Origin of the sequence: Streptomyces asoensis (genome assembly GCF_013085465.1) — a bacterium.
Taxonomy (GTDB): Bacteria; Actinomycetota; Actinomycetes; order Streptomycetales; family Streptomycetaceae; genus Streptomyces; species Streptomyces cacaoi_A.
In genome coordinates this window covers 2,888,997-2,906,116 of record NZ_CP049838.1, presented here as the reverse complement: position 1 = coordinate 2,906,116, position 17,120 = coordinate 2,888,997, and the positions used below count along the sequence as shown (strand labels likewise).

15 protein-coding genes are annotated in these 17,120 nt (G+C 70.2%); all 15 read left to right on the top strand.

Annotated elements, in window-relative coordinates:
• Positions 1-11: 11 nt before the first annotated feature.
• Positions 12-557 (top strand): septum formation initiator family protein, encoded by a 546-nt coding sequence (locus G9272_RS13030; protein ID WP_171396733.1) that lies wholly within the window; start codon positions 12-14, stop codon positions 555-557.
• A gap of 5 nt (positions 558-562) precedes the next feature.
• The gene (locus G9272_RS13025; protein WP_301272128.1) at positions 563-2,530 is read left to right on the top strand and encodes a peptidoglycan D,D-transpeptidase FtsI family protein; all 1,968 of its coding nucleotides are present in this window, start codon (positions 563-565) and stop codon (positions 2,528-2,530) included.
• 71 nt (positions 2,531-2,601) lie between these two features.
• Positions 2,602-4,278, top strand: a complete 1,677-nt coding sequence (locus G9272_RS13020) for a UDP-N-acetylmuramoyl-L-alanyl-D-glutamate--2,6-diaminopimelate ligase (RefSeq protein ID WP_437184269.1) — start codon at positions 2,602-2,604, stop codon at positions 4,276-4,278.
• A gap of 4 nt (positions 4,279-4,282) precedes the next feature.
• On the top strand, positions 4,283-5,698 hold the full coding sequence (locus G9272_RS13015; RefSeq protein WP_171396730.1) for a UDP-N-acetylmuramoyl-tripeptide--D-alanyl-D-alanine ligase: 1,416 nt from the start codon (positions 4,283-4,285) through the stop codon (positions 5,696-5,698).
• The gene (gene mraY, locus G9272_RS13010) at positions 5,695-6,768 is read left to right on the top strand and encodes a phospho-N-acetylmuramoyl-pentapeptide-transferase (protein WP_020129934.1); all 1,074 of its coding nucleotides are present in this window, start codon (positions 5,695-5,697) and stop codon (positions 6,766-6,768) included. The genes G9272_RS13015 and mraY overlap by 4 nt, the downstream gene beginning before the upstream one ends.
• Positions 6,750-8,177, top strand: coding sequence for a UDP-N-acetylmuramoyl-L-alanine--D-glutamate ligase (gene murD / locus G9272_RS13005; RefSeq protein WP_171396729.1), 1,428 nt, complete (start codon positions 6,750-6,752; stop codon positions 8,175-8,177). Before mraY ends, murD begins: the two co-directional genes overlap by 19 nt.
• 108 nt (positions 8,178-8,285) lie before the next feature.
• Positions 8,286-9,650: a putative lipid II flippase FtsW gene (gene ftsW / locus G9272_RS13000; protein WP_171396728.1), complete on the top strand. Its 1,365-nt coding sequence runs from the start codon at positions 8,286-8,288 to the stop codon at positions 9,648-9,650.
• Positions 9,651-9,656: 6 nt separating this feature from the next.
• The gene (gene murG, locus G9272_RS12995; protein ID WP_028806861.1) at positions 9,657-10,754 is read left to right on the top strand and encodes an undecaprenyldiphospho-muramoylpentapeptide beta-N-acetylglucosaminyltransferase; all 1,098 of its coding nucleotides are present in this window, start codon (positions 9,657-9,659) and stop codon (positions 10,752-10,754) included.
• Positions 10,755-10,780: 26 nt separating this feature from the next.
• Entirely contained in the window at positions 10,781-11,575 is a 795-nt protein-coding gene (locus G9272_RS12990) for a cell division protein FtsQ/DivIB (protein ID WP_171396727.1), read from the top strand.
• A gap of 277 nt (positions 11,576-11,852) precedes the next feature.
• Complete coding sequence (gene ftsZ, locus G9272_RS12985; RefSeq protein WP_171396726.1) at positions 11,853-13,049, top strand: cell division protein FtsZ; 1,197 nt, start codon at positions 11,853-11,855, stop codon at positions 13,047-13,049.
• Positions 13,046-13,774, top strand: a complete 729-nt coding sequence (gene pgeF / locus G9272_RS12980) for a peptidoglycan editing factor PgeF (RefSeq protein WP_171396725.1) — start codon at positions 13,046-13,048, stop codon at positions 13,772-13,774. The genes ftsZ and pgeF overlap by 4 nt, the downstream gene beginning before the upstream one ends.
• Before the next feature lie 6 nt (positions 13,775-13,780).
• On the top strand, positions 13,781-14,500 hold the full coding sequence (locus G9272_RS12975; protein WP_171396724.1) for a YggS family pyridoxal phosphate-dependent enzyme: 720 nt from the start codon (positions 13,781-13,783) through the stop codon (positions 14,498-14,500).
• A 128-nt stretch (positions 14,501-14,628) separates the two neighbouring features.
• Positions 14,629-15,270 carry a cell division protein SepF gene (locus G9272_RS12970; protein WP_020129926.1) on the top strand — a complete coding sequence of 214 codons (642 nt, stop codon included), beginning with the start codon at positions 14,629-14,631 and terminating at the stop codon, positions 15,268-15,270.
• A 62-nt stretch (positions 15,271-15,332) separates the two neighbouring features.
• Positions 15,333-15,617 (top strand): YggT family protein, encoded by a 285-nt coding sequence (locus G9272_RS12965; RefSeq protein WP_020129925.1) that lies wholly within the window; start codon positions 15,333-15,335, stop codon positions 15,615-15,617.
• Positions 15,618-15,669: 52 nt separating this feature from the next.
• The gene (locus tag G9272_RS12960; protein ID WP_171396723.1) at positions 15,670-16,947 is read left to right on the top strand and encodes a DivIVA domain-containing protein; all 1,278 of its coding nucleotides are present in this window, start codon (positions 15,670-15,672) and stop codon (positions 16,945-16,947) included.
• The last annotated feature ends 173 nt before the right edge of the window (positions 16,948-17,120 follow it).

The window sequence follows — 17,120 nt, the reverse complement described above, 5'->3', positions numbered from 1 at the left end:
GGGGAGGCCGAGTGAGTAGGAAACCCGAACTGAAGGGGAGGGCTGCCCGGCTCGCGCGGCTTTTCCCGGCCGGCCCGCGGCAGGCGGCCCGTACCCCGTTCGTCCTTCTCGTCGTGCTCCTCCTGGGCGGCGGTCTCATCGGACTGCTCGTGCTGAACTCCGCGCTCAGCGAGGGCTCGTTCAAGATGGACGACCTCCAGAAGGACACCAAGAGCCTCACCGACGAGGAGCAGGCGCTCCAGCGGGACATCGACTCCTACTCCGCCCCCGACGCCCTCCAGCGCCGCGCGCGCGAACTCGGCATGGTCCCGGGCGGAGACCCGGCCTTCCTGAACCCCGACGGCACCGTGAAGGGCGTCCCCTCGCCCGCCGCCCAGCAGTCCCTGGAGGACGCTCCGGCCGCCGTGGGGCCGCCGGAGGCCATCCCGCTCTCCCGGACGATCGAGGCGCCGCCGTCCTCCGCGACACCCACGCCGAGCACCCTTTCCGAGCCGACCGAGGCCCCGGCCCCGAGCGCCGCCCCGACCGAAGCCATCCCCGAGACCCCCGGCAGGTGACGGAAGTGTCCGACAGGGAACCGCCGCGCCGGCGCGTGCCCGGCCCCGCCCGGCCCTCCCGCCCGGTGTCCGCCCAGCGGCGCCCGGGCCCCGGCGCCCGTCCCGCCCGCCGCCCGACCGCACCCGCTCCACGCACCGCGGCCCCGCGTGCCATCCGGCTCGGCAACCCCCGCCCCCGCCTGCGGATGGTCGGCCTCGCGCTGACCCTGGTGCTGATCGCCTTCGTCGTCCGTCTGCTCCAGGTGCAGGCCGTCGACGCGAGCGCCTACACCGCCAAGGCCGAGCAGAACAGGTACGTCGGTCAGGTGCTGGCCGCCGAACGCGGCGAGATCACCGACCGCGCCGGCGTGGCCTTCGCGACCAGCGTGGACGCCTACGACATCACGGCCGACCCCACGATGTTCACGCGCGGGCAGCTGAAGGTCGACGACGCCCCCGAGCAGGCGGCCGCCCTCCTCGCGCCGATCCTCGGCCAGGAGCAGTCCGCGCTCGTCAAGAAGCTGCGGCCGAAGGACGCGAGCCTGCGCTACGTCAAACTGGCCGGCCGGCAGACGCCGCAGGTCTGGAAGCAGATCAAGGACCTGAGGTCCGCCCTGTCCACCAAGGCGGAGACGGACAAGTCCACCGTCAACGTCCTCGCCGGCGTCTTCTCCGTTCCCAGCAGCAAGCGCGTGTACCCCAACGGCAACCTCGCCGCCGGGATACTGGGCTGGGTCAACGCCGACGGCAAGGGCGGCGGCGGTGTCGAGCAGCAGCTGAACGCGACCCTGACCGGCAAGGACGGCAAGATCCGCTACGCCCAGTCCGGCGGCCGCCAGGTGCCCACCGTGGGCTCCACCGAGACCCCCGCGGTGCCCGGCTCCGACGTCGAGCTGACGATCGACCGCGACATCCAGTGGGCCGCGCAGAACGCCATCACCGAGCAGGTGAAGGAGTCCCGGGCGGACCGCGGCTACGTCATCGTCCAGGACAACCGCACCGGCGAGATCCTCGCCATGGCCAACTCGCCCGGCTTCGACCCGGGCGACCTCTCGCAGGCCAAGTCCGCGGACATGGGCAACGCCTCCGTCCAGGACGCCTACGAACCCGGCTCCACGGCCAAGGTCATGTCGATGGCCGCCGTGCTGGAGGAGAACGCCGCCACCCCGCTGACGCATGTCACCGTGCCCAACCGGCTGCACCGCGGCGACCGGCTCTTCCAGGACGACATCGACCACGCCACCTGGTACCTCACGCTCAACGGCGTGCTCGCCAAGTCCAGCAACATCGGCACCATCCTGGCCACCGGCCAGCTCGGCAAGACACAGGCCCAGGCCAACCAGGTGCTCTACTCGTACCTGCGCAAGTTCGGCATCGGCAGCCACACCGGACTCGGCTTCCCCGGCGAGACGAAGGGCATCCTGGCCCAGCCCGGCAAGTGGTCGACCTCGCAGCAGTACACGATCCCCTTCGGCCAGGGCATGTCCCTCAACGCCCTCCAGGCGGCCTCCGTGTACTCGACGATCGCCAACGGCGGGGTCCGTGTCGAGCCCACCCTGGTGCGCGGCACCAAGGGCCCGGACGGACGCTTCACCCCCGCCGAGGCACCCGCGAAGACCCGGGTCGTCAGCCAGAAGACGGCGAAGACCCTCGCCCAGATGCTGGAGTCGGTCGTGGACGACCAGGAGGGCACCGGCGCCAAGGCGCGTATCCCCGGCTACCGCGTCGCGGGTAAGACCGGTACCGCCAACCGGGTTGACCCGGCCACCGGCACCTACAAGGGCTACACCTCCTCGTTCGCCGGGTTCGCGCCCGCCGACAACCCCCGGGTCACCGTGTACTGCGCCATCCAGAACGCCACCGAGGGCAGCTACTTCGGCGGCCAGATCTGCGGTCCCGTCTTCAAGCAGGTCATGGAGTTCGCCCTGAAGACCCTCCAGATCCCACCGACCGGCGCCAAGGCCGCGAGCCTCCCGGTCTCCTTCACCCCCTGACCGTCCCGCACCGCCCGCCTCCGACCCCCGCCCCGTCACTGTTCAGCGCCGAACAAGCCAGGAACCAGCCCGTGACCATGATCACTCCCGACCCCGGGAACCCCGTACCGCCCGCATCGTCGTCCGCGGCCCCGCCCTCGCTTCGCCCGCAGGCGGGTACGCCCGGTACGCTCACCGCCGTGCCACACGCTGATCAGTCCCAAACCACCCAGAAGGGCGCTTCCGTGACATATCCGGGACCGCCGCGACCGGCCCAGGTCTCCGCCACACCCCTCGCGGAGCTCGCCGATCAGCTGGGTGCCGAGCAGCCGGGGAGCACCGCCGTCGAGGTCACGGGCATCACCCACGACTCGCGCGCGGTCCGCCCCGGCGACCTGTACGCCGCCCTGCCGGGCGCCCGCCTGCACGGCGCCGACTTCGTCACCCAGGCCGCTGGCCTGGGCGCGGTCGCCGTCCTGACCGACCCCGCCGGCGCGGAACGCGCCGCCGCGACAGGCCTGCCGGTCCTGGTGGCCGACGACCCGCGCGGACGGATGGGCGAGCTGGCGGCCACGATCTACGGCGCCCCGGGCCGCGACCTGCTCCAGATCGGCATCACCGGCACCTCCGGCAAGACCACCACCGCGTACCTCATCGAGGGCGGCCTCAAGCCGGTCAGGTCCACCGGACTGATCGGCACCGTCGAGATGCGCATCGGCGACGAGCGGATCAAGTCCGAGCGCACCACCCCCGAAGCCACCGACCTCCAGGCGCTGTTCGCGGTCATGCGCGAGCGCGGTGTCGAGGCGGTCGCCATGGAGGTTTCCAGCCACGCGCTGGTCCTCGGCCGGGTCGACGGCTGCGTCTTCGACATCGCCGTCTTCAACAACCTCAGCCCGGAACACATGGAGTTCCACTCCGGCATGGAGGACTACTTCCAGGCCAAGGCGCAGCTGTTCACACGGAAACGCAGCAAACTCGGCGTGGTCAACTTCGACGACGAGTACGGCCGCCGGCTGATCCGGGAGGCGGAGGTCCCGGTCGTCAGCTTCTCCGCCGAGGGCCACCCGGACGCCGACTGGCGCGCGGTCGACGTCGAGATCGGCCCCCTGGACTCGACGTTCACCGTCCTGGGCCCGGACGGGGTACGGGTCGCCGCCAGGTCGCCGCTGCCGGGTTCCTTCAACGTGGCGAACACCCTCGCCGCGATCGTCTCCCTCGCCGCCGCCGGCATCGACCCGCGGACCGCCGCCGACGGTGTCGCCGCGGTGCCGGGTGTGCCGGGCCGGCTGGAGCGCGTGGACGTCGGGCAGTCCTATCTCGCGGTCGTCGACTACGCCCACAAGACGGACGCCGTCGAGTCGGTCCTGAAGGCGCTGCGCAAGGTCACCAAGGGCCGGCTGCACGTCGTCCTCGGCTGCGGCGGCGACCGGGACCGCACCAAGCGTGTCCCGATGGGCGCCGCCGTGGCCCGGCTCGCCGACACCGCCGTACTGACCTCCGACAACCCCCGCTCCGAGGACCCCCTCGCGATCCTCGCGACGATGCTCCAGGGCGCGGCGTCCGTGCCCGCGCACGAGCGCGGCGACGTCCTGCTGTTCGAGGACCGGGCCGCCGCGATCGCCGCGGTCGTCGCCCGCGCGCACGCCGGGGACACCGTGCTGGTCGCGGGCAAGGGCCATGAGCAGGGCCAGGACATCGCCGGGGTGGTCCGTCCGTTCGACGACCGCCAGGTGCTTCGCGAAGCTATCCAGCAGACCCAGGGATGAACTTGTGATCGCCCTCTCCCTCGCCGAGATCGCAGCAGTCGTCGGCGGGCAGACGCACGACATACCGGATCCGTCCACGGAAGTCACCGGACCGGTCGTCCGGGACTCCCGTGAGGTGGTGCCCGGCAGCCTCTTCGTCGCCTTCGTCGGCGAACGCGTGGACGGCCACGACTACGCGGCCGCGGTCGTCGAGGCGGGCGCGGCGGCCGTACTGGCCTCGCGCCCCGTCGGCGTCCCCGCGATCGTCGTGGACGACGTTCAGACGGCGCTGGGCGCCCTCGCCCGGCACGTCGTACGCAAGCTCGGCGCGACCCTCGTCGCGCTCACCGGCTCGGCCGGCAAGACCAGCACCAAGGACCTCATCGCGCAGGTCCTGCGGCGCAAGGCGCCCACCGTCTTCACGCCGGGCTCGCTCAACAACGAGATCGGGCTGCCGCTGACCGCCCTGTCCGCGACCGAGGAGACGAAGTTCCTCGTGCTCGAGATGGGCGCCCGCGGGATCGGCCACATCCGCTACCTCGCCGATCTGACGCCCCCGAAGATCGGCCTCGTCCTCAACGTCGGCACCGCGCACATCGGCGAGTTCGGCGGCCGCGAACAGATCGCACAGGCAAAGGGCGAGCTCGTCGAGAGCCTGCCGCCGGCCAGTGAGGGCGGCGCCGCGATCCTCAACGCCGACGACCCGTTGGTACGGGCCATGGCCTCCCGTACGAAGGCGAAGGTGGTCTTTTTCGGAGAGTCCGACGAAGCGGACGTTCGGGCCGAGAACGTGCGACTCACGGACAGCGGACAGCCCGCCTTCAGCCTTCACACACCCTCCGGGTGCAGCGACGTGACCATGCGCCTGTACGGTGAGCACCACGTGTCGAACGCGCTCGCAGCGGCCGCCGTCGCCCATGAGCTGGGCATGTCCGCGGAAGAGATCGCCACCGCGCTCTCCGAGGCGGGCTCCCTCTCCCACTGGCGGATGGAGGTCACCGAGCGCCCGGACGGCGTGACGATCGTCAACGACGCCTACAACGCGAACCCCGAGTCCATGCGAGCCGCTCTGCGCGCGCTCGCGGCCATGGGCAAGGGGGGCCGGACGTGGGCGGTGCTCGGCAAGATGGCCGAGCTCGGGGACGAGGCGCTCGCCGAGCACGACGCGGTCGGACGGCTCGCCGTCCGGCTCAATGTCGGCAAGCTCGTCGCGGTCGGGGGCAGGGAAGCCGCCTGGCTGCAACTGGGCGCATATAACGAGGGTTCGTGGGGTGAGGAGTCGGTGCACGTGTCCGACGCACAGGCGGCGGTCGACCTGTTGCGCAGCGAGTTGCGCCCGGGGGACGTCGTACTCGTGAAGGCGTCCCGTTCGGTCGGCCTCGAGAGCGTCGCGCAGGCGTTGCTCGCGACCGGCACCGAGGGTGAGGTCGCCGCCCGATGATGAATCAGATCCTGTTCGCGGGTGTGATCGGCCTCTTCCTGACGCTGGTCGGTACGCCGCTGCTGATCAAGCTGCTGGCGCGCAAGGGCTACGGCCAGTACATCCGCGACGACGGCCCGCGCGAGCACGCCAGCAAGCGCGGTACGCCGACCATGGGCGGTATCGCCTTCATCTTCGCGACGATCGCCGCGTACTTCCTGTCCAAGGTGATCACCGGCAAGCCCCCGACCTACTCGGGTCTGCTGGTGCTCGGCCTGATGACGGGCATGGGTCTGGTCGGCTTCCTCGACGACTACATCAAGATCGTCAAGCGGCGTTCGCTGGGTCTGCGGGCCAAGGCGAAGATGGCCGGCCAGCTGATCGTCGGTATCGCCTTCGCGGTGCTCTCGCTCCAGTTCTCCGACTCGCGCGGCAACACCCCGGCCTCCACGAAGCTGTCGTTCATCACGGACTTCGGCTGGACGATCGGCCCGGTGCTGTTCGTCGTCTGGGCGCTGTTCATGATCCTCGCGATGTCCAACGGCGTGAACCTGACGGACGGTCTGGACGGCCTGGCCACCGGCGCCTCCGTCCTCGTCTTCGGCGCCTACACCTTCATCGGTGTCTGGCAGTTCCAGGAGTCCTGCGCCAACGGCGAGACCCTGACCAACCCCAGCGCCTGTTACGAGGTGCGCGATCCGCTGGACCTCGCGGTCATCGCGTCCGCGCTGATGGGCGCCTGCCTCGGCTTCCTGTGGTGGAACACCTCGCCGGCCAAGATCTTCATGGGCGACACCGGTTCGCTGGCGCTCGGCGGCGTGCTCGCGGGTCTCGCGATCTGCTCCCGCACCGAGCTGCTGATCGCCCTCCTGGGCGGCCTGTTCGTGCTGATCACGATGTCGGTCGTCATCCAGGTCGGCTCCTTCAAGCTCACCGGCAAGCGCGTCTTCCGAATGGCGCCACTCCAGCACCACTTCGAACTCAAGGGCTGGTCCGAAGTCCTGGTGGTGGTCCGTTTCTGGATCATCCAGGGCATCTGTGTGATCGTCGGACTGGGCATCTTCTACGCGGGATGGGCAGCGGACAAGTGACCGACTGGCAGGGGAAGAACGTCACCGTCGCCGGGCTCGGCGTCTCCGGGATCCCGGCGGCCAAGGTGCTGCACGGGCTCGGCGCGAAGGTCACCGTCGTCAACGACGGCGACGACGCACGCGCGCGTGAGCAGGCCGCCGAGCTGGAGGCGCTGGGCGTCACCGTGCGCCTCGGTGACGGGGCGACCCTGCCCGAGGGCACCGAACTCATCGTCACCGCACCCGGCTGGAAGCCCGACAAGCCGCTGTTCACGGCGGCCCACGAGGCCGGGGTACCGGTCTGGGGCGACGTCGAACTCGCCTGGCGGCTCAGGGAACTGGACGGCAGGAAGGCCGCGCCCTGGCTGTGCGTCACCGGCACCAACGGCAAGACGACCACCACCCAGATGCTGGCGTCCATCCTGAAGGCGGCCGGCCTGCGCACGGCGGCCGTCGGCAACATCGGCGTCTCCCTGCTGGACGCCGTCCTCGGCGAGGAGCCGTACGACGTCCTCGCCGTGGAGCTCTCCAGCTACCAGCTGCACTGGGCGCCCTCGCTGCGCGCCCACTCGGCCACCGTCCTGAACCTCGCCCCCGACCACCTCGACTGGCACGGCTCCATGGAGGCGTACGCCAAGGACAAGGGCCGTGTCTACGAGGGCAATCAGGTCGCCTGCGTCTACAACGTGGCCGACAAGGCCACCGAGGACCTGGTGCGGGAAGCGGATGTCGAGGAGGGCTGCCGGGCCATCGGTTTCACCCTCGCCGCCCCCGCGCCGTCCCAACTCGGCGTCGTGGACGGCATCCTGGTCGACCGCGCCTTCGTCGAGAACCGGCAGCAGAACGCCCAGGAGCTCGCCGAGGTCTCCGACGTCAACCCGCCCGCCCCGCACAACATCGCCAACGCCCTTGCCGCGGCGGCCCTCGCGCGCGCCTTCGGGGTGCCCGCCAAGGCCGTACGGGACGGCCTGCGGGCCTTCACGCCGGACGCCCACCGCATCGCCCACGTGGCGGACGTGGACGGCGTCGCGTACATCGACGACTCCAAGGCGACCAACACGCACGCCGCGGAAGCCTCGTTGGCGGCCTACGAGTCGATCGTCTGGATCGCGGGCGGACTGGCGAAGGGCGCCACCTTCGACGAGCTGGTCGCCAAGTCGGCGAAGCGGCTTCGCGCGGCTGTGCTCATCGGCGCCGATCGCGCCCTGATCCGTGAAGCCCTGGCGCGACACGCCCCGAAAGTACCCGTCGTCGACCTCGAGCGGACGGACACTGGGGCGATGCTCGCGGCTGTCCAGGAGGCTCGGCGCCTCGCCGTCGAAGGCGACACGGTGCTCCTCGCCCCGGCCTGCGCCTCCATGGACATGTTCGTCAACTACAACCAGCGCGGTGACATGTTCGCCCAGGCGGTTGGCGAACTCGGAACCTGACCCGGCCGCCTGCCGGGCGACCTTGGGAGGGACGCGTGGGACCGTCACGGCCGACGTACGGCGCGGCAGCCGAGTACAGCGGCTGCGCCGCGCTCCGGGGAGCAGCTGATGCCAGGTAGCCGTACCGGGCGTCCGCCTGTCCAGCGGACCGTCCGCAGACCCGCGGCTGTCTCCCGGCCGTTCCGCGACAACCCCGTACGACGGCTCCACACGCGTGCGCAGAAGGCCTGGGACCGGCCGCTGACCGCGTACTACCTGATCTTCGGCGGCAGCCTGCTGATCACCGTCCTGGGCCTCGTGATGGTCTACTCGGCCTCCCAGATCACCGCGCTCCAGATGTCGTTGCCGGGATCGTTCTTCTTCCGCAAACAGTTCCTGGCCGCCTCCATCGGGGCCGCGCTGCTGCTGGTCGCCTCCCGGATGCCGGTGAAACTGCACCGGGGGCTCGCCTACCCCATCCTCGCCGGCGCCGTCTTCATGATGGCGCTGGTGCAGGTGCCGGGGATAGGCATGTCGGTCAACGGCAACCAGAACTGGATCTCGCTCGGCGGCTCCTTCCAGATCCAGCCCAGCGAGTTCGGCAAGCTCGCGCTGGTGCTGTGGGGTGCCGATCTGCTCGCCCGCAAACAGGACAAGAAGCTGCTCGCGCAGTGGAAACACATGCTGGTGCCGCTGGTGCCGGTCGCGTTCATGCTGCTCGGGCTGATCATGCTCGGCGGCGACATGGGCACGGCGATCATCCTGACGGCGATCCTGTTCGGGCTGCTGTGGCTGGCGGGGGCGCCCACCCGGCTCTTCGTCGGGGTGCTGTCGATCGCCGCCACCCTCGGTGTGATCCTTATCAAGACCAGCCCGAACCGGATGGCCCGGCTTCAGTGCATCGGCGCGACCGACCCCGGCCCCGGCGACGCCTGCTGGCAGGCCGTGCACGGGATCTACGCCCTGGCCTCCGGCGGGATCTTCGGCTCGGGACTCGGCGCGAGTGTGGAGAAATGGGGCCAACTCCCCGAAGCCCACACCGACTTCATCTTCGCCGTCACCGGTGAGGAACTGGGTCTCGCGGGGACGCTGTCGGTACTCGCCCTGTTCGCGGCTCTAGGCTATGCGGGTATCCGCGTGGCCGGACGCACGGAGGACCCCTTCGTGAGGTATGCCGCGGGAGGCGTGACCACCTGGATCACCGCTCAGGCGGTGATCAACATCGGTGCGGTGCTCGGCCTGCTGCCGATCGCCGGCGTCCCGCTCCCGCTGTTCTCCTACGGGGGTTCCGCCCTGCTGCCGACCATGTTCGCCATCGGGCTGCTGATCGCTTTCGCACGCGACGAGCCCGGTGCGCGGGCGGCGCTGGCGATGCGGCACCCCCGCTTTGGTAGAAAGCTGGGGGCCGGGGGCTCCGCGTTCGACCGGAGACCCCGGAGATGGAACACGATGCGACGGCGTGCCTCGGCGGCGCGTCCGTCCGGAGAGCGGTGAATTTCGGTGCATGTCGTACTCGCTGGTGGGGGGACCGCCGGCCACATCGAGCCCGCGCTCGCCCTCGCGGACGCCCTGCGCAGGCAGGACCCCACTGTGGGGATCACGGCCCTGGGCACGGAGCGCGGCCTGGAGACCACGCTCGTTCCGCAGCGGGGCTACGACCTCGCGCTGATCCCCGCCGTGCCGCTGCCGCGCAAGCCCACCCCCGAACTGATCACCGTCCCGGGCCGGCTGCGCGGCACGATCAAGGCCGCCGAGCAGATCCTGGAGCGCACCAAGGCGGACGCCGTCGTCGGCTTCGGCGGCTACGTGGCCCTGCCCGGTTACCTGGCCGCCAAGCGCCTCGGCGTCCCGATCGTCGTCCACGAGGCGAACGCCCGCCCCGGCCTGGCCAACAAGATCGGCTCGCGCTACGCGGCCCGGGTGGCCGTCTCCACGCCCGACAGCAAGCTGCGGGACGCCCGCTACATCGGTATCCCGCTGCGCCGCTCCATCGCCACCCTGGACCGCGCCGCCATGCGCCCCGAGGCCCGGCACATGTTCGGCCTCGACCCCAACCTGCCCACCCTGCTGGTCTCCGGCGGTTCGCAGGGCGCCCGCCGCCTCAACGAGGTCGTCCAGCAGGTCGCGCCCTGGCTCCAGCAGGCCGGTATCCAGATCCTGCACGCGGTCGGTCCGAAGAACGAACTGCCGCAGGTGCAGCAGATGCCGGGGATGCCCCCCTACATCCCGGTACCGTACGTGGACCGGATGGACCTCGCGTACGCCGCCGCCGACATGATGCTCTGCCGCGCGGGCGCGATGACCGTCGCCGAACTCTCCGCCGTCGGGCTCCCGGCCGCCTATGTCCCGCTGCCCATCGGCAACGGCGAACAGCGGCTGAACGCCCAGCCGGTGGTCAAGGCGGGCGGCGGACTGCTGGTCGACGACGCGGAACTGACCCCCGAGTGGGTCCGGGAGACCGTCCTGCCCGTCCTCGCCGACCCGCACCGGCTGTACGAGATGTCCCGCGCCGCCAGCGAGTTCGGCCGCCGGGACGCCGACGAGCTGCTCGTCGGCATGGTGTACGAGGCGATCGCCGCCTCCCGTGCACGCCGTTAGGCACGTTTGACGAAAGGGCAGGGAGCGTGGCCGGATCCGCCACCGCCGAGCGCGGTGCACGCCAGCAGGAGTCGTCCGGCCCGCCCCTCGTCCGGTGGTTGGGGCCGCGCCGACTTCGTACGATCATCATTCTCGCGCTGGCCGTCGTCCTCCTCGCCGCTGGCACCGGCTGGGTGCTGTACGGCTCGCAGTGGCTGCGCGTGGAGCGTGTCTCCGTGTCCGGCACCGACGTGCTGACACCGCAGCAGGTGCGCGAAGCCGCCGCCGTACCGATCGGATCGCCGTTGGTCTCGGTCGACATCGACGCGATCGAGACCCGGCTGCGTACGGAATTGCCCCGCATCCACTCGGTCGACGTGGAACGTTCGTGGCCCCATGGAATCGGCCTGAAAGTGACAGAGCGTACGCCGGTTCTGCTCGTGCAAAAGGGGTCGAACTTCGTGGAAGTGGACGATGAAGGCGTCCGTTTCGCCACGGTTTCCAAGGCTCCGAAAGGCGTTCCGCTGCTGGAAATGGCCGTTTCCTCGTCGCGTTCGGCCGCCGCGAGCCTGCGCCGCTTCGGCGAGGCCCGGCTGGTGCGGGAGGCCGTGAAGGCCGCCGGTTCCCTGCCCGCCGCGGTCGCGCGGGCCACCCGGGTCGTCAAGGTCCGTTCCTACGACGACATCTCGCTGGAGTTGAGCGGCGGCCGCACAGTCGCGTGGGGGAGCGCGGAGAAGGCCGCGGCGAAGGGTCGTACACTCACCGCTCTCATGAAAGCCGCCCCGGCTGCGCGGCACTTCGATGTCAGCGCTCCCACCGCCCCTGCGTCAGCGGGGAGTTGACGCACATCCGCGCAGGCCAGCACCCTGGTTGGGCAGTGACACGCCTGATCACATAGGGTGAAAAGAAAAACGGGAGGTTCGGCGTGTTCGTTGAACGGGCGCCACTTGTCGACTTAGTGTCCTGTTCAGAAGACTCCAAGGAACAGACACACTGGTAACCCTAAACTTCAGCGTTAGGGTTCGGGTCGGCGAAACGGACCGTCCCATTCGGCATCAGTCGTCGGATCGCATCACCTGCGAGGCGACGACACGTAACTCGAGGCGAGAGGCCTTCGACGTGGCAGCACCGCAGAACTACCTCGCAGTCATCAAAGTCATCGGTGTCGGCGGCGGTGGTGTCAATGCCATCAACCGGATGATCGAGGTCGGTCTCAAGGGCGTCGAGTTCATCGCCATCAACACCGACGCGCAGGCGCTGTTGATGAGCGACGCCGACGTCAAGCTCGACGTCGGCCGTGAACTCACGCGCGGACTCGGCGCCGGCGCCAACCCGGCCGTGGGCCGCAAGGCCGCCGAGGACCACCGCGAGGAGATCGAGGAGGTCCTCAAGGGGGCCGACATGGTCTTCGTGACGGCCGGCGAGGGGGGCGGCACCGGCACCGGCGGCGCGCCCGTCGTGGCCAACATCGCGCGCAACCTCGGCGCCCTCACCATCGGCGTGGTCACCCGCCCCTTCACCTTCGAGGGCCGGCGCCGCGCCAACCAGGCCGAGGACGGCATCGCCGAACTCCGCGAAGAGGTCGACACCCTTATTGTCATCCCCAACGACCGACTGCTCTCCATCTCGGACCGCCAGGTCTCGGTCCTCGACGCCTTCAAGTCGGCCGACCAGGTCCTGCTCTCCGGTGTCCAGGGCATCACCGACCTGATCACCACCCCCGGTCTGATCAACCTCGACTTCGCCGACGTGAAGTCGGTCATGTCCGAGGCCGGTTCGGCCCTCATGGGCATCGGTTCGGCCCGCGGCGACGACCGCGCGGTGGCCGCCGCCGAGATGGCGATCTCCTCGCCACTCCTGGAGGCCTCCATCGACGGCGCCCGGGGCGTCCTGCTCTCCATCTCCGGCGGCTCCGACCTCGGCCTGTTCGAGATCAACGAGGCCGCCCAGCTGGTCAGCGAGGCCGCGCACCCGGAGGCCAACATCATCTTCGGTGCGGTCATCGACGACGCCCTCGGCGACGAGGTGCGGGTCACCGTCATCGCGGCCGGCTTCGACGGGGGCCAGCCCCCGGCCCGCCGGGAGACCGTCATGGGCTCGTCGTCGTCCTCGGCACGCCGCGAGGAGCCCACTCCGGTACGGCAGCCCGAGAGCCGGCCGTCCTTCGGCTCGCTCGGCAGCGTGACCCCCAAGGAGGACCCGCAGCCGGCGCCCGAGCCGGTGGCCGACCTTCCGGTCTCGCCGCCGGTGCCGCCGTCGCGGTCCTACTCGGACAGCGCGGCCGAGGAGCTGGACGTGCCGGACTTCCTGAAGTGATAGGACAGCGCGAGAGCGTGAGCGGCGCGCACTTCGCCTTCACCGACCGGTGGGGCGGGGTGAGCGCCGCTCCGTATGAGGAGCTCAACCTCGGCGGAGCGGTCGGCGACGACCCCGACGCCGTACGCGCCAATCGGGAGCTGGCCGCCAAGTCGCTGGACCTGGACCCCGCCCTGGTCGTCTGGATGAACCAGGTGCACGGCAATGACGTCGCCGAGGTCGACGGACCGTGGACCACCCGGCCCACCCCGCCGGTCGACGGTCTGGTGACCGCGACACGCGGACTCGCCCTCGCCGTGCTGACGGCGGACTGCGTGCCCGTGCTGCTCGCCGACCCCGTCGCCGGAGTGGTCGCGGCCGCCCACGCCGGGCGGCCCGGCATGGTCAAGGGGATCGTGCCCGCCGCGATCGACGCGATGGAGTCGCTCGGCGCCGACCCCTCCCGGATCGTCGCCCGCACCGGACCCGCCGTGTGCGGGCGGTGCTACGAAGTGCCGGAGGCGATGCGCGCCGAGGTGGCCGCCGTCGAGCCGGCGGCGAGCGCCGAGACGAGCTGGGGCACTCCCGCCGTCGACGTGATCGCCGGGGTGCACGCGCAGCTCGACCGGCTCGGGGTGCACGACCGGGAGCGGTCGCCGGTGTGCACACGGGAGTCGAACGATCACTTCTCGTATCGCCGCGACCGCTCCACGGGGCGACTCGCGGGATATGTCTGGCTGGACTGATAGGGCATGACGGACCGTAAGCACGAACTCGCCGCAAACCTGGCGAAGGTGGAGGATCGGATCGCCGCCGCATGCACGGCCGCGGGCCGTGCGCGGGAGGAGGTGACCCTGATCGTGGTCACCAAGACCTACCCGGCGAGCGATGTGCGGCTCCTGTCGGAACTCGGCGTGCGCCATGTCGCCGAGAACAAGGACCAGGACGCGGCGCCCAAGGCGGCCGAGTGCGCCGGGCTGCCGCTGCGGTGGCACTTCGTCGGCCAGCTCCAGACCAACAAGGTGCGCTCCGTGGTCGGTTACGCGGACGTGGTGCAGTCCGTCGACCGGGCCAGGCTGGTGACGGCCCTGTCGAAGGAGGCTGTACGGGCCGGGCGCGAGGTGGGCTGTCTGCTTCAGGTGGCGCTCGACGCCGGGGCGAGCGAGCGCGGTGAGCGGGGCGGTGTGGCCCCGGGCGGCGTCGAGGAGTTGGCCGCTCTGGTCGCCGGATCCCCGGGGCTGCGACTTGACGGACTGATGACCGTCGCACCTCTGACCGGGGAGTACGCCGGGCGCCAACGCGAGGCCTTCGGGCGGTTGATGGATTTGTCGACTGACCTGCGCCGAGCTCATCCGGCTGCGAACATGGTGTCGGCAGGGATGAGTGCGGACCTCGAGGATGCAGTGGCCGCCGGAGCGACACATGTACGCGTCGGCACTGCGGTACTCGGAGTCCGCCCCAGGCTCGGGTAACGTCGCCAGGAAGTCGGACCACAGCAGAAAATATGGTCATTACCGCCGAAGGGCGGACACAAGGGCCACGTGGATCGCGGGACTTGGCAGTTGAAAGTCGATCCACCACAGAGCGGAGGACTCAGAGAATGGCCGGCGCGATGCGCAAGATGGCGGTCTACCTCGGCCTCGTGGAGGACGATGGGTACGACGGCCGGGGATTCGACCCCGACGACGACTTCGAACCCGAGCTCGACCCGGAACCCGAGCGGGACCACCGGCGACACGAGCCGTCCCACCAGTCACATGGTGCGCATCAGTCCCAAAGGGACGAAGAGGTGCGAATCGTGCAGCCACCGGCGCCGCGTGAGCCGGTGGCTCGTTCCGCTTCGCTAGGCGCGGAATCCGGGCGCCCGGCGCGCATCGCGCCCGTGGCATCCATCACACAAGAACGTCAGTCCCTGGAGAAGAACGCACCGGTGATCATGCCCAAGGTCGTGTCGGAACGAGAGCCGTACCGGATCACCACGCTTCACCCCCGGACCTACAACGAGGCCCGTACCATCGGGGAACACTTCCGTGAGGGCACCCCGGTGATCATGAATCTGACTGAGATGGATGACACAGACGCGAAGCGACTTGTCGACTTTGCGGCCGGTTTGGTGTTTGGTCTTCACGGCAGCATCGAGCGGGTGACGCAGAAGGTGTTCCTGTTGTCGCCTGCTAACGTCGATGTCACGGCGGAGGACAAGGCCCGCATCGCAGAGGGCGGGTTCTTCAACCAGAGCTGAGACGCAAGACCGGAAACGGCAGTACAGAGAAGCACGGAACAGGGGAGAGGGAAGCACCGAACATGAGCGTGGTCCTGGATGTCGTCTACATCGCGCTGATGGTCTTCCTCATCGTGCTCATCTTCCGGTTGGTCATGGACTACGTCTTCCAGTTCGCCCGCTCATGGCAGCCCGGCAAGGCGATGGTGGTCGTTCTGGAGGCCACCTACACTGTCACCGATCCACCGCTCAAGCTTCTGCGGCGGGTAATCCCGCCGTTGCGTCTCGGGGGCGTGGCGCTCGACCTGTCCTTCTTCGTACTGATGATCATCGTCTACATCCTGATCTCGATCGTGAGCCGGCTGTGAGCGATGTGAACTACCGTCTTGCCGATGCCGACGACTACGTTGAGGTGAAGAGATGCCGTTGACCCCCGAGGACGTGCGGAACAAGCAGTTCACGACCGTCCGCCTCCGAGAAGGCTATGACGAGGACGAGGTCGATGCCTTCCTCGATGAGGTCGAAGCCGAACTGACCCGCCTGCTTCGTGAGAACGAGGACCTGCGGGCCAAACTGGCCGCGGCCACGCGCGCTGCTGCCCAGAACCAGCAGAACATGCGCAAGCCGCCCGAACAGGACCAGCAGCAGGGTGGCATGCCCCAGCAGGGCGGCATGCAGCAGCAGGGTGGCATGCAGCAGGGCGGTATGCAGCAGCAGGGCATGCCCCAGCAGGGGATGCCTCCGCAGGGCATGCCGCAGCAGGGCATGCGAGGCCCGGGCGCCCCGGTGCCCGCCGGCATATCGGGCCCGCCGCAGCAGCAGATGGGTGGCCCCATGGGTGGCCCGCCCCAGCTGCCGAGCGGTGCGCCGCAGCTGCCCGCCGGTCCCGGCGGCGGTCAGGGTGGTCCGCAGGGCCAGGGTCCGATGGGCCAGGGTCCGATGGGCCAGAACCCCATGGGTCAGGGTCCGATGGGTCAGGGCCCCATGGGCCAGGGTCCGATGGGTCAGGGTCCGATGGGTCAGAACCCCATGCAGCAGCAGATGGGTGGCCCGATGGGCGGCCCCATGGGCGGTCCGATGGGCGGCCCCGGTCAGGGCCCCGGTGGCGACAGCGCCGCCCGTGTCCTCTCGCTGGCCCAGCAGACCGCCGACCAGGCGATCGCCGAGGCCCGTTCCGAGGCCAACAAGATCGTCGGTGAGGCGCGTTCGCGTGCCGAGGGTCTCGAGCGGGACGCCCGTGCCAAGGCCGACGCCCTGGAGCGGGACGCGCAGGAGAAGCACCGCGTCGCGATGGGCTCCCTGGAGTCCGCCCGCGCCACGCTGGAGCGCAAGGTCGAGGACCTGCGTGGCTTCGAGCGCGAGTACCGCACGCGACTGAAGTCCTACCTCGAGTCCCAGCTGCGTCAGCTGGAGACCCAGGCCGACGACTCCCTCGCTCCGCCGCGTACACCGGCCACTGCGTCCCTGCCGCCGTCCCCGGCGCCTTCCATGGCTCCGGCCGGTGCGGGTGCTCCGTCCTACGGCAGCAACCCGGGCATGGGCGCTCCCAGCCCGGCCGCTCCGTCCTACGGCGGGCAGCAGCAGATGTCCCCGGCGATGACCCAGCCGATGGCGCCGGTGCGGCCGCAGGGCCCGTCGCCGATGGGCCAGGCTCCCTCGCCGATGCGTGGCTTCCTCATCGACGAGGATGACAACTGACGGCCTGTAGTACGCCTTAGGCGTCGGCAGCGTTCAAAGGGCGGGACCCCGGATCACCATCCGGGGTCCCGCCCTTTTACGCGTGTTGACGGCGATCATGCGCGCGCCCTGCCTCCTGAGCCCGGCGTGAGCACGCACGCCGGACATGCGGAGGGCCCGGCCCCCCTCGGGGG

What these genes read in the sequence shown, in the direction of transcription:
- mraY (WP_020129934.1), top strand. Translation starts at nt 5,695, where the DNA reads ATGATGAATCAGATCCTGTTCGCGGGTGTGATCGGCCTCTTCCTGACG.
- murD (WP_171396729.1), top strand. Translation starts at nt 6,750, where the DNA reads ATGGGCAGCGGACAAGTGACCGACTGGCAGGGGAAGAACGTCACCGTC.
- ftsW (WP_171396728.1), top strand. Translation starts at nt 8,286, where the DNA reads ATGCCAGGTAGCCGTACCGGGCGTCCGCCTGTCCAGCGGACCGTCCGC.
- G9272_RS12975 (WP_171396724.1), top strand. Translation starts at nt 13,781, where the DNA reads ATGACGGACCGTAAGCACGAACTCGCCGCAAACCTGGCGAAGGTGGAG.
- G9272_RS12970 (WP_020129926.1), top strand. Translation starts at nt 14,629, where the DNA reads ATGGCCGGCGCGATGCGCAAGATGGCGGTCTACCTCGGCCTCGTGGAG.
- G9272_RS12965 (WP_020129925.1), top strand. Translation starts at nt 15,333, where the DNA reads ATGAGCGTGGTCCTGGATGTCGTCTACATCGCGCTGATGGTCTTCCTC.
- G9272_RS12960 (WP_171396723.1), top strand. Translation starts at nt 15,670, where the DNA reads ATGCCGTTGACCCCCGAGGACGTGCGGAACAAGCAGTTCACGACCGTC.